At 56.8% G+C, this 12,210-nt stretch carries 14 protein-coding genes; 11 read left to right on the top strand and 3 right to left on the bottom strand.

Annotated features, from left to right (window positions below; all coding sequences use genetic code 11):
• The first annotated feature begins 60 nt into the window (after window positions 1-60).
• Together ACR6JA_RS06175 and ACR6JA_RS06180 are read left to right on the top strand one after the other, a co-directional pair.
• Window positions 61-843: a chitosanase gene (locus tag ACR6JA_RS06175; RefSeq protein ID WP_213714428.1), complete on the top strand. Its 783-nt coding sequence runs from the start codon at window positions 61-63 to the stop codon at window positions 841-843.
• Window positions 844-892: 49 nt separating this feature from the next.
• The gene (locus ACR6JA_RS06180; RefSeq protein WP_494493088.1) at window positions 893-1,309 is read left to right on the top strand and encodes an SH3 domain-containing protein; all 417 of its coding nucleotides are present in this window, start codon (window positions 893-895) and stop codon (window positions 1,307-1,309) included.
• A 20-nt stretch (window positions 1,310-1,329) separates the two neighbouring features.
• Here ACR6JA_RS06180 and ACR6JA_RS06185 read toward each other — a convergent pair whose 3' ends face one another.
• Genes ACR6JA_RS06185 through ACR6JA_RS06195 form a run of 3 tightly spaced genes read right to left on the bottom strand, consistent with a single transcriptional unit; the run spans window position 1,330 to window position 3,896 of the window.
• Window positions 1,330-2,100 (bottom strand): inositol monophosphatase family protein, encoded by a 771-nt coding sequence (locus tag ACR6JA_RS06185; protein WP_494493089.1) that lies wholly within the window; start codon window positions 2,098-2,100, stop codon window positions 1,330-1,332.
• A gap of 9 nt (window positions 2,101-2,109) precedes the next feature.
• A complete protein-coding gene (locus ACR6JA_RS06190) occupies window positions 2,110-3,117 on the bottom strand; it encodes a LacI family DNA-binding transcriptional regulator (protein ID WP_494493090.1) in 1,008 nt (335 codons plus the stop codon).
• 8 nt (window positions 3,118-3,125) lie between these two features.
• Window positions 3,126-3,896 (bottom strand): MBL fold metallo-hydrolase, encoded by a 771-nt coding sequence (locus tag ACR6JA_RS06195; protein WP_494493091.1) that lies wholly within the window; start codon window positions 3,894-3,896, stop codon window positions 3,126-3,128.
• Window positions 3,897-4,057: 161 nt separating this feature from the next.
• Between ACR6JA_RS06195 and ACR6JA_RS06200 the strand changes: the two genes are divergently transcribed.
• The 9 genes from ACR6JA_RS06200 (at window position 4,058) to ACR6JA_RS06240 (ending at window position 12,208) form a co-directional block, all read left to right on the top strand.
• Window positions 4,058-5,083 (top strand): ABC transporter ATP-binding protein, encoded by a 1,026-nt coding sequence (locus ACR6JA_RS06200; protein WP_213714591.1) that lies wholly within the window; start codon window positions 4,058-4,060, stop codon window positions 5,081-5,083.
• 27 nt (window positions 5,084-5,110) lie between these two features.
• Window positions 5,111-6,250 (top strand): ABC transporter substrate-binding protein, encoded by a 1,140-nt coding sequence (locus tag ACR6JA_RS06205; RefSeq protein WP_494493092.1) that lies wholly within the window; start codon window positions 5,111-5,113, stop codon window positions 6,248-6,250.
• 56 nt (window positions 6,251-6,306) lie between these two features.
• Window positions 6,307-7,140 (top strand): ABC transporter permease, encoded by an 834-nt coding sequence (locus ACR6JA_RS06210; protein WP_213714415.1) that lies wholly within the window; start codon window positions 6,307-6,309, stop codon window positions 7,138-7,140.
• Complete coding sequence (locus tag ACR6JA_RS06215; protein ID WP_494493093.1) at window positions 7,137-7,952, top strand: ABC transporter permease; 816 nt, start codon at window positions 7,137-7,139, stop codon at window positions 7,950-7,952. Before ACR6JA_RS06210 ends, ACR6JA_RS06215 begins: the two co-directional genes overlap by 4 nt.
• A gap of 103 nt (window positions 7,953-8,055) precedes the next feature.
• Window positions 8,056-8,358, top strand: a complete 303-nt coding sequence (locus tag ACR6JA_RS06220) for a hypothetical protein (protein WP_213714412.1) — start codon at window positions 8,056-8,058, stop codon at window positions 8,356-8,358.
• Window positions 8,359-8,540: 182 nt separating this feature from the next.
• Entirely contained in the window at window positions 8,541-9,416 is an 876-nt protein-coding gene (locus tag ACR6JA_RS06225; protein ID WP_494493094.1) for a carbohydrate ABC transporter permease, read from the top strand.
• On the top strand, window positions 9,406-10,293 hold the full coding sequence (locus ACR6JA_RS06230; protein WP_213714408.1) for a carbohydrate ABC transporter permease: 888 nt from the start codon (window positions 9,406-9,408) through the stop codon (window positions 10,291-10,293). Before ACR6JA_RS06225 ends, ACR6JA_RS06230 begins: the two co-directional genes overlap by 11 nt.
• Before the next feature lie 11 nt (window positions 10,294-10,304).
• Window positions 10,305-11,129 (top strand): phosphodiesterase, encoded by an 825-nt coding sequence (locus ACR6JA_RS06235; RefSeq protein WP_494493095.1) that lies wholly within the window; start codon window positions 10,305-10,307, stop codon window positions 11,127-11,129.
• A 5-nt stretch (window positions 11,130-11,134) separates the two neighbouring features.
• Window positions 11,135-12,208: an ABC transporter ATP-binding protein gene (locus tag ACR6JA_RS06240; RefSeq protein ID WP_166873608.1), complete on the top strand. Its 1,074-nt coding sequence runs from the start codon at window positions 11,135-11,137 to the stop codon at window positions 12,206-12,208.
• Window positions 12,209-12,210: the final 2 nt, after the last annotated feature.

Genomic DNA, 12,210 nt, shown 5'->3' on the forward strand with positions numbered 1-12,210 from the left:
ACTGAGAACTAATTCGACACTTTCCAGTCTATATCGCGAATGCTCTTTTAGGGGAACAAGATGCTGTCACCGAAGTTTGGCGTATTTTTACTGATTGGATTCTGCCTGGCGTCCCAGGCTTTTGCCGTGGATCTGTTGTCCCCCGCCAAAAGCGAGATCGCCATGCAACTGGTGTCCAGCGCGGAAAACGCTTCGCTGGACTGGCGAAAACAGTATGCCTATATAGAAGATATCGACGACGATCGCGGCTATACCGCTGGTCTGATCGGTTTTACTTCCGCCAATGGCGATATGCTCGACGTTGTGGAGCGCTACACGTCAAAGCGGGCGGCCAACCCGCTTGCGAAGTATCTGCCAGCCTTGAAAACGCTCGCGGAAGAAGAAAGCAGCGCCCATACCGGACTTGACCCTGATTTTGTCCGCGCCTGGAAAAGTGCCGTCAGCGATCCTGCCTTCAGGGCCGCACAGGATGAAATTCTGACTGAGCAGTATCTGGAGCCCGCCGTCGAGCAAGCGAAAGAAGACGGGCTGAGCACGCTCGGGCAGTTTATCTATTACGATGCGCTGGTGATGCATGGGCCGGGTAACCAGCGAGAAGCGTTTGGGGGCATACGCGCGGCGGCAAAAAAAGTCGCTAAAACGCCCGCGCAGGGCGGCAACGAAAAAGCCTGGCTGAACGCGTTTTTAGATGCCCGGGTGACAATTATGCGGGAAGAAAAAGCCCACGAGGATACATCGCGAGTTGAGCTTGAACAGCGCCGCTTTCTCAGAGAAGGAAATTACAGCCTGTCCCCGCCGCTGCGCTGGCGCACCAATGACGAAGACTTTGTTATTGAGCACTGAATGCTAACTTTTTTGTCCTTCAGGGCGATTTAGCCCGAAGGGCACAAAGGTGACTTTCGCAGTCACCAGCGTTATGCCAGGCTTTAGCTGTTCACTGAGCAAAGGAGGCCGTATTGTGAATAGCGTAGTGATTGTTACCCAGAATTATCTCTCAGCTTTCCCGAATCCCATTCAGATCAAACGTCATGAAACCGTCGCCATTAGCCATAGCGATCTCGAGTGGCGCGGCTGGGTGTGGGTCACGCTCTCATCCGGCAAGTCAGGCTGGGCGCCGCAGCAAATCTTTATCCTGTCGGGGCCGCATGAAGCGGTCTGTCTGGAAGACTACACTGCACACGAACTGACGGTAAACGTGGATGAGAGACTTACCGTCAAGCGCTCTTTGAACGGCTGGTACTGGGCAGAGACATCTGAAGGGGAATGGGGTTGGGTACCCCATGAGAACGTTGCACTACTTCAGAATTAGCGGAGTTGCAGAGGGCTTAATCAATTCATTTCGCCATCCAGCAAGGCGGCCAGCCTTTCCTGCACGCTGATGCAGCCGGCCAGTACCAGATTACCTTGCAACAGGCCGCCGTTGGCGAGAAATGCAGTGCTGCTGCCGCCCGCCTCGGTGATCAGCAGCAGCCCGGCCAGCGCGTCCCAGCTGTTCATATGCTCCTCGTAGTAGGCGTGGACCTGGCCCGCGGCAACGTGCGCCAGCATCAGCGCACCTGCGCCAAAACGCCGGTACTCCATGCCGTCGTTCAGCACATCTTCTATAGTGCGCGCATAAAGTGGAACCGGCGCGCGGCTGGAACGGCCCAGGCCGATGACCACGCCTTCCGGGGACGGATCGTGAAGCTTGAGCGGTTTGCCGTTCAGGAATGCGCCCGCGCCGTGGCGGGCAAAAAAGAACTCATCGCGGTCGGGGGCGTAGATAATCCCCAGCTCAATCACGTTCTGCCTGACGTAAGCGAGGGAGACGCACCAATAGTCCATGCCAAGAATAAAGTTAGTGGTGCCATCAACCGGATCGAGCACCCAGACGCCGCGTTCGCCTTCCTCCAGGCCGCTTTCTTCCCCCAGAAAACCGTCCTGCGGGCAATGCGTCTGCAGCCAGCTTTTAATCTCCTGCTCAACCAGAATGTCCGCCTGTGAGACAAAATCCTGGCGGCCTTTTTTTTCCACGCTTAAGCCTGCATCGCGCAGCGCCTGGGCACGGGCGCCGGCTTCGCGGATTAACGTGCATAACGCCTGTAGCTGTTGTTCGGTCATGTTTTGCTCTTAAGTAAGGGAAATTGACGTGTGTCGATGAATCAGGTTGACCTTCACCCAACTGGTGCGTGAAGGCTGTGCAGGCGTACGGGCGCGCTCCAGCAGGTGAGCCAGCGCCAGCCGGGAGATTTCCGCCACGTCCTGGTTAAGGGTCGTGAGCCGGTAGCTGTACTGCGCCGTTTGTGGCGTGTTGTCGAAGCCGATCAGCTGAAAATCCTGTGGAGCATATTTGCCGCGCTGGCGCATCCCGTCAAGAAAGCCACACGCCAGCTGAGCGTTGGCGCAGAAAATACCGTCGGGGATCTGCGTTACGGCCGCTGCGGCCTGCCAGCCGCCTTCATAGCCTTCCTCTTCACAAAGTAGCGAAGCAAGGTTTTGCTCAACGTTTATACCACGTTCGATCAGCGCCTGGCGGAACGCTTCGCCGCGCATTCTGCCGGCCCAGGTAGAAGAGTGATTGTTGAGCCAGCCAAAAAGTTTGCATCCGCTGTTGACCAGCTGTTCGGCGGCGAGCACCGCCCCGGCGGCGTTATCCGAGCAGACGTAATCCACGCCGGGAATGTCGGGCTGGCGGTTGATGCCAACCACCGGAATATGCTGCTGCACGCACTCGTTCACCAGCGCTTCGGGAGGCTTGCCGGAGGTGACGATGACGCCGGAGACGCGAAACTGAGTGAAGTGCCGCAGCGTTTCCGCAAGCTCCTGCTCAGAGCGGATCTCCGTCACCAGAGCCTGAAAGCCGTTGCGCTGAATTTCGCTGAGAAGGCCGTCAAGCAGGCTGCTGCGAAACGGATCGTTGATGCGCGACACGATGACGCCAATCAGATGACTGCGGCGGCGGTTAAGGCCTTGGGCAAGAAAATTGACCTGATAGCCAAGCTCTTTGGCAACCTGCAGCACACGTTCCCGCGTGGCGGGAGAAATACTGCCGTTGTTGCTCAGCGCGCGAGAAACCACGGCGCGCGAAACGCCCGCCCGGCGGGCCACATCTTCGGCGGTCACGCTTTGTTTATGCATCGACGAACTCAAGGCAAATAATCCTCAGTGTAAAACCGCTGCTGATGGAAGTCGTACTGCAGCCCGTCCTGGCTGACGAACAGCCCGGCGTGAGGGCGGCAGGCCAGCTTCAGCGCGGGCAAAATGGCATCGTTGCAGTGGTATAACCCCAGCGACGGCAGCCCCAGCGATGTAAACAGTGTCAGGCAGCCGGGGAAGTCGCCGTGGGAGGCGTCCTCCGCCAGTTCAGACAGCGAGGCGCACTCCTGAAACGCCAGGTCCACGCCGGCCATCAGCGCGATGGAAGCTTCGGTGGGCCGTCCGTCGCCGCTATAGAACAACGCATATTCCCGAATATCCACGCGCAGCGCCAGGTTGGCCATTTCATGGCGGGTTGGGGCGGTGCGAATCCGCCAGTGATGCCAGTGAAAATCAGCTTCGCTGTCGCGCCATTCGATGGGGAAGCAGAGCGAAGGTTCTGGCCAGTTGGCGAGCGAGGCCAGCTGCATCAACACTTCGCGCTGTGCCGGCTGGCAGTAGATCACCAGCGGCTTTTGGCGGGCAAAACTCTTCCAGTGATTGAGCAGCGCCGTTAACCCAGAGCAGTGGTCGGGATGCACGTGGGTGAAAAACAGCACGTCGATGTCGTTTATGCCGCCGCCGCGCTGCCACAGTGCACGGGGAATGGTGGGGCCGCAGTCGATAAGCCATTGCCGGTTTTCGTCATCAACAATCCGCAGCGCGGAAGTATTTTGCCAGCGGGAGAAAGCGCTGCCGCAGCCAAGCACGTCGATTTTCATTGCCCCTCGCTAAAAATTTATCGCGGTTAATTAAAGTGTCACAAAGACACGCCACAGTAGGCTCACATCATCTCTGAGCGGCGTTTCATTTTTTTTACAACGAAATGAACACGTGTTCATTCAGAGCAAAAAAGACGTAAACAAACATGTCGGATACCGTTATGAGCTACCTGGAAATGGCGCACCTGCAAATTAGTTACGGCGAAAAGGTGGTGCTAAAAGAAATTAATCTTGCCGTGAAGAAAGGCGAGATGATTGCATTGCTGGGCCCATCCGGCTGCGGGAAAACAACGTTATTGAACGCGTTATGTGGGTTTATTCCTGTTAAGCAGGGCCGCATTGTTGTGGCCGGGAATAATATTACCCAAAGCCCGCCGGAGCAGCGAAATATCACCATGGTATTTCAAAGCTATGCGCTGTGGCCGCATTTAACGGTGGAACAAAATATTGGTTATGGCCTGAAGCTACGCAAGTGGCGGCGGGACGTGATTCAGGCCAGAGTGCTTGAGCTATTACAGATGGTGAACCTGACCGGCCTTGCCGGGGCTAAAATCACCGAACTTTCCGGCGGGCAGCGGCAGCGCGTGGCCCTGGCGCGCGCGCTGGCCATCGAGCCAGACGTACTGGTGCTGGATGAGCCACTGTCGAACCTGGATGCCAAAGTCCGGCTGAACGTGCGCCACGAAATCAAGCAACTGCAGAAAAAGCTGGGCTTCACCTCGGTGATCGTCACCCACGACCAGCAGGAAGCGCTGGTGATGGCCGACCGCATTGTGGTGCTGAATAACGGCCAAATCGAGCAAACCGGCACCCCGGAAGAGATTTATCAAAAGCCCGCCACGCCCTTCGTAGCTGATTTTATGGGAGCCGATAACCGTATTACGGCGGAAGAAATAAATACCCTGGGCCTGGCCTCGCTAAATAATAGCGGCGACCAGGAAATCTATTTCAGAAGTTCGGATGCCGCGCTTTCATCATTAAATAAATCTTTCCCGGAGGGGGGATTAACGCTTGAAGGGGTGGTTGAGCAAAATGCTTTTATTGGCCACAACTATCGCTACGCCATTCGCTGCCGGCAGCGTCTTTTCCATGCCGATTCCGTTGATAATTTGCCGTTGAATACACAAGTCAGGCTGCATGTGCCTGAGTCAGCCCTGCATATTTTTAGTTCGTCCCACACAGCTTGAACCAGTCTATTTTTCTGAGGGGTAATTATGTTTACTAAAACCAGACTTGCCGCCGTCACGGCGCTGTTTTTAAGTTATGGCGTACAGGCAGAAACCGTTTTAAACGTGGCCACCGCCGGTGACCAGAATATGGTGGATTACGTCAAAACCTGGCTGGGGCCAAAGTTTGAGGCCGCGCATCCGGGGGTGAAAGTGCGTGTGGTCGGCACCGGGCCGGGGGACGCAGGCTCGAATAAAATCATCGAAAAACTGAGCGCTCAGCAGCAGAGCGGGGCCAAAACCTGGGATATCGACGTGGCGGTGGTTCACCAGAAAGCGGGCGGCGAGCTGGTGGAAAAAGGGCTGCTGGAAAAATACCGCCAGCACATCAAAACGGGCGACATGGTCTCCGCGGATAACGCGAAAAATGCGCTGGGCGTGAACGTGGACGGCTATGTGATGCCGATGTTCCTGAGCCAGACGGCTATCGCCTGGAACAGTGAAACCATGACAGCGCCACCGGCCTCTTATGACGAGCTGGTTGCGTGGGCGGCGAAACACCCGCAGGCGTTCGGCTACAACGGCATTAAAAACGGCATGTCTGGCGTCAGTTTTGTCGTTGGCTGGATCTACGCCTACGGCACCGACGCCCAACGTTTATCCGCCTTGCCTTACGATAAGAGCGTAGAGAAAAACTGGTCGCAGGCTTTTGAAAAGCTGAAAGCGTTTAATAAGAACGTGACCTTTACGCCGGGCAACGCCGGTACGCTAGATATGCTGACCCGCGGGGAAATCGCCATGGGGCCGGTCTGGGTGGATATGTTCTACACCTGGAAAGATCAGGGCAAACTGCCGCCGTCCATCAAGCTCGCTTTGCTTTCACCGGGCATGCCGGGGCAGCCGATGTATTACGTCACGCCGGCCAAAGCGGCACAGCCTGAGCTGGCTCGCGAGTTCATTGCGCTGGCAACCAGCCCGGAAGTGCAGGCCGACGGGATCGTGAAGCAGTTCAACTGGTATCCGGGCATTGACGCTCAGTACGTCAAACCGAAGCTGGATGACGCAACCTGGAGCAAATTGTTTGCCGAGATTTCCCCGAAAGCGCTCGCCGATTACGGTAAAAGTTTCCCGATAGCGCCTTACTTTGACGACATCAAAGAAGGGTACGAAAGCCAGGTGTCTAACTAATCCTTTCCTGGCGCCCGGTTCAGGTCGGGTGCCACGCTCAAGTTCAAAGGTTTGCTATGCGCGTTTCGTTAAACTATCTGCTGCTGGTGAGCCCCGCCGCGCTGATGATTATGGTGCTGTTTCTATACCCGCTGGGCTTTTCTCTGGTGGCCGCCTTTACTTCTGATGCCGGGGCGCTGACGTTACAGCACTTCGCCAAAGTCCTGACGCTGTACTCCAACGATATCCTGTTCACGGTGTTTATCGTGCTGGTGTCGGTTGCGCTGCTGGCCGCGTTGTCGATAACGATCTCGGCGGTGATCGCGCTTTCTTCCTGCCGCCCTGTTGTTCGGTTGCTGGGCATGCTTTACCGCCTGCCGCTGTTTATTCCGTTTATCGTTGCCGCGCAGATGATGCGCACGTTTCTGGCCAAAAACGGCCTGATGAATAACCTGCTGGTTGCCAGCGATCTGGTGCAGCCACTGGACACGATCTCCTGGCTCGGCTGGAAAGGGATCATCATTACCTTTGTCTGGAAACAGCTGGCGTTTGCCACCTTGCTGATTTGTGGGGCGATGGCGGCGCTGGAGCCTGCGCAGGTGCTGGCGGCCAGAAACCTGGGCGCTTCGCGCGGTCGCATTCTGTTCGACATTATTTTGCCGCAGGTGTTACCGGCCATTGGCGTCGCGCTGGTGCTTTCCACGGTGACCATGATGTCCGTGCTTTCCGTGCCGCTGATGATTGGCACCGGAACGCCAACGATGCTGACCGTGGACATGGCATTCCGCGTTAACTCCTACAGCGATTATGCGGTGGCTAACGCGCTGGGCGTGATTTCCCTGCTGATTTGCGGGGCGCTGTCCTGGTTTTATCTGCGCCACAGTCTGCGCCAGAAAGGAGGGGAAGCATGAGCCTGATAAAAGGCCGATTAGGCCTGCCGCTGCAGGGGCTGCTGTTGGCTTTTATGCTGTTTGCGATGTTCGGCCCACTGCTAAACCTGCTGGTCTGGACGGTGGCTGAAAGCTGGTTTTATCCGCATGTCTTGCCGAGCCAGTGGGGATTAAAGTACTGGTATCAGGTGTTTAGTCCGTACAGCGATGTGTCCGGCTCGCTGCTGACCAGCGTGTTTATTGCCGTGCTGTCGGTGCTGGTTTGCCTGCTGATTTCCGTTCCCGCAGGCTACGCGCTTTCCCGTCGCGCGATGCCGTTCCGGGTGGTGTTTATGCTGCTGTTTTTGATCCCGCAGGCGTTTCCAAACCTGACGGTGTATATGAACATCGCCCGGCTTTTCTATCAGTGGGGGCTGAACGGCACGGTGGCTGGCGTGGTGCTGGTGCACAGCGTACATGGCCTGATGTATTCAGTCTGGATTTGCGTCGCCGCGTTTTCGGCTGTCGACCCGCTGCAGGCGCGGGCGTCCCGTAATTTAGGGGCAGGGCCGCTGTTTACCTTCTGGCATATCGTGCTGCCGCAGGCTTTGCCGGGGATCATGGCCGCCGGGATTTTCGTGTTCCTGGAATCGCTGGATGAGTTTACCGGCACCTTTTTCGTCGGCGCGCCGGATATCACCACGTTGCCGCTGCTGCTTTACAACGCCAGCATGTCCGGGAATTACCAGGTATCGTCGATTACCGCGCTGATTTTGCTGGTACCGTCGCTGCTGTTTATGCTGGTCATCCATAAGTTTATGCGGCCTGAGATGCTGTCGAAGCTGGGCAAGTGATGCAGGGCATTGGCTACAATACAGATAATTCCGGGCGGATAATGTTTTAGATTATCCGCCTGAGGGGGGAAAACCCCGTTATCCGTTTGTTTTCGAGGTGTCCATGAAGAAGCGATATGCTCTCGCCGCAATTCCGGTTTTACTGACGACCTTTAGCTCCCTGGCTTCCTCGGAAGCGGCCTGGCAGCAGTTGGACAAAGACGTGCAAAAAAGCTGTCTCGCCATCAGCGCCCTGCAGGAGAAAAAGATACAAGGTAAACGCACTGACTTCAGCGACGAGGTCGGCTACTCGGCGGTGGTGATTTCAGGCAACTACAAATTTAAGAACAGCCAGCCGGTGCCGGGCAAAGAACTGTGTCTTTATAACCGCAAAACGAAAAAGGCCAGTCTGGAACAGATGCAGTAGCATTTTTGCACGGTTAAAGAATATATCCCTGCAAAGACAATCTCTTTGAACGACAGGCAGTTATCCCTCAGCCGGGACGCTGCCTGTTTTATCTGGCGCAAAACTGCCATTTCCCCGTCACGTTTCTGCCATAAACCCCTCCCATACTGACTGACTTCTGACCCCTGACAGGTTTGCAGACAATGGCAAAACGTCCCTGGCTTCCGTGGCTTATCCTCACGCCATCTTTGATCTTTTTACTGCTCTTTACCTGGTTCCCGCTGATCCGCTCGGTGTACGACAGCCTGTTTGATACGCGTCTGGCGGGGGAGGCCGGCGCGTATGTGGGCGCAGGTAACTATGTTCGCCTTTTTGCCGACGCGGTTTTCTGGAAATCGCTGGTGAATAATCTGTTCTATATCGTGCTGACCGTGATCCCCGGCGTGGCGCTCGCGCTGCTGCTGGCGGTTGCGCTGTGGGAAAATCATCGCGTTAACCGCTGGCTGCGGACGGCGTTTTTCTTCCCGATGATCATTCCCATGGTCAGCGCAGCGGCGCTGTGGCTGTTCATCTTTATGCCGGGCATAGGGATGCTGGATTACTACCTGGCGAAGCTGTTCGGGCCGATGAATAACAACTGGCTCGGCCGCAGCAACAGCGCGCTGTACGCCCTGGCGCTGATTGGTGTCTGGAAGTTCGCGGGCTATTACATGCTGTTCTTCCTCGCCGGCTTACAAAGCCTGCCAGCCTCGGCGCGTGAAGCGGCGATCATGGAAGGCGCAAGCTCCACGCAGGTATTCTTCAAAGTCACTTTACCGCTGCTTCGCCCGACGCTGAGCTTTGTGATAACCACGGCGCTTATCTACTCGATTACGCAGATTGACCACGTGGCGGTGATGACGCGCGGCGGGCCGGATAACGCCACCACCGTGCTGCTGTATTACATCCAGAGCCTCGCCTGGGACACCCATGATTTAGGCAAAGCCTCTGCCGCCACCTTCCTGACGCTGGCCGGGCTGTTTGTCTTCTCGTTCGTTAACCTCAAACTGCTGGAAAGGGGCGCCCACCATGAGCGTTGAGTTTTCTGGGGCCGTTGTCAACGCGCGTAGCGTACCGCAGCCGCTGTGGTTGCGCCTGCGAAAATCAAAGGGCGTGACGCTCACCGTGCTGATGTGTTGCCTGGCGCTGCTGTGGGTTAGTCCGTTTATCTGGATGCTTTCATCGGCTTTTAGCGCCAGCACCTTCGGGGAAGGCATGGCCTCAATATTGCCGCGTTTTCCGCTCACGCTGGATAACTTCCGCGATGCGTGGCAGAGCGCCGACTGGCTCAGTTTGTACGCCAATACGCTGATTTTCAGCTTCGGTACTTTCTTCGTGCAGCTCATCACCATCACCACCGCCGGGTACGTTTTTGCCTGCCATGAGTTTCGCGGCAAGCAAACTCTGTTCCTGCTGTTTCTGGTGCAGCTGATGATCATGCCCGTCGTGATGATGGTGCCGAACATGATGACGCTCAAAGCGCTGGGCCTGCTCAATACGCTGACCGGCGTGATGATGCCGTATTTCACCTCCGCGTTCGGCGTGTTCCTGATGCGTCAGGCGTTTCTCGCCATCCCGAAAGAGCTGGAGGAGGCCGCGCTGATGGAGGGCTGCCGCTGGTGGCAGGTGCTTTACCGCGTGCTGCTGCCGATGTGCTGGCCGTCGGTGCTGGCTTTCGCCACCGTGAGTATTACCTACCACTGGAACGAGTACCTGTGGCCGCTAATGATGCTCAACGACCCGGACAAACAGGTGCTGACGGTCGGGCTCGTTTCGTTTGCTATGGGCGCCGAATCCGGCGGCCAGTGGGGCACCATTAGCGCCGGGACCATTATGGTTTGCCTGCCGCTGATGCTCGCCTTTATCGCCTTCCAGAAGCAGTTTCTGCGAAGTTTTGGTTTTTCAGGTATCAAGTAAGGAGTTGAGTTATGTTATTGGCCCATATTTCCGACACCCATTTCCGCAGTCAGAACCAGAAACTGTACGGCTTTATCGACATCAATGCGGGCAATGCCGACGTGGCCTCGCAGCTGAACGCGCTGCGTGAGCGCCCGGATGCGGTCATCGTCAGCGGGGATATCGTCAACTGCGGGCGCCCTTCAGAGTACGAGGTCGCGCGCCAGGTGCTCGGCACCATTAAGTCGCCGCTTTATTTGATCCCCGGCAACCACGACGATAAAGCGCATTTTCTGGAATACCTGCGCCCGCTTTGCCCGCCGTTGGGTGACGACCCGGAAAACATCCGCTATGCGGTGGACGACTTCGCTACCCGGCTGCTGTTTATCGACTCCAGCCTCGCCGGGCACTCTAAAGGCTGGCTGACCGACAATACCGTGTCCTGGCTTGAAGCGCAGTTAACCGCGAGCGGCGACAAGCCCACAGCGATCTTTATGCACCATCCACCGCTGCCGCTGGGCAACGCGCAAATGGACAAAATCGCCTGCGAAAACGGCCACCTGCTGCTGGATTTGGTCGTCCGTTTCCCGTCGCTGGTGCGTATTTTTTGCGGCCACAACCACAGCCTGACGATGACCCAATACCGCCAGGCAACGATAGCGACGATTCCCGGCACGGTTCACCAGGTCCCGTATCACTTTGAGGACAGCCGCCCGTATTACGATCTGTCGCCGCCGTCCTGCCTGATGCACCGCCAGGTGGGCGACCAGTGGGTGAGCTATCAGCATTCTCTGGCGCATTATGCTGGCCCGTGGCTGTATGACGCGGCGATCAGTTGCCCGACGGATGAGTATTAATCGCCATGTTAAGACTGAACCAGGTAAGTAAGCAGTTTGAAGGCAAAGCGGCGCTGAACGCGCTATCGCTCAGCATCGACGAAGGCGAGTTTGTGGTGCTGGTCGGGCCGTCCGGCTGCGGTAAAAGTACGCTGTTGCGGATGCTGGCGGGGCTGGAAGAGGTTAGCGGCGGCGAGATTTGGCTCGGCGGCGAGAACATTACTGCGATGTCGCCGCGTGAGCGCAACTTCGCGATGATCTTCCAGAACTATGCGCTGTTTCCGCACCTGACGGTACGGGACAACATCACCTTTGGCATGAAGATCCGTAAAGAAGATAAAGCCAGCTGGCAGCCGCGCCTCGAGCAGGTGGCCACGATGCTGCAGCTGGGTGAAATGCTCGACCGTAAACCGGCCAAACTGTCCGGCGGGCAGCGCCAGCGTGTGGCAATGGCGAGAGCCATTGTGCGCAATCCGCGTCTGTTTCTGATGGATGAACCGCTCTCTAACCTGGATGCCCGCCTGCGCACCGAGGTGCGCGACAGCATCATGGCGCTGCACCATCAGCTTAAAACCACCACCATCTACGTCACCCACGATCAGACGGAAGCCATGTCGATGGCGGATCGCATAGTGGTGATGAACGGCGGCGTGGTGCAGCAGGTGGGTGAGCCAGAGCACCTTTATGCCCATCCAGCCAACCTGTTTGTTGCCGGTTTTATTGGCTCCCCGGCCATGAATTTGGTTTCTTTGCCTTGTGAAAACGGCCGCGTTTTGCCCGCCACGATGAATTTGCCTCTGCCGCCTGCTGCGGAAAAAGCGCAAAGCGTCTGGTTCGGGATCCGCCCCGAGCACCTCACCGACAGGCCAGAAAACGGGCACCTGACGCTAACGGCGACGGTGCTGCAACGAGAACTGATGGGCGCAGATTATCTGCTCCATGTCAGCACCCCCCTGGGAACGTTACGCTACACCCGTCGCCACCGCGGCGAGGTACCAGAAAAAGGCGATACGCTTACCCTCGGTTTTTCTTCATCGGATATACACCTTTTCCACACAGACCTTCACCACAACTTACACCAGGAGATTGACCATGTTTAACC

This window comes from Cedecea sp. B1(4), from assembly GCF_059414925.1.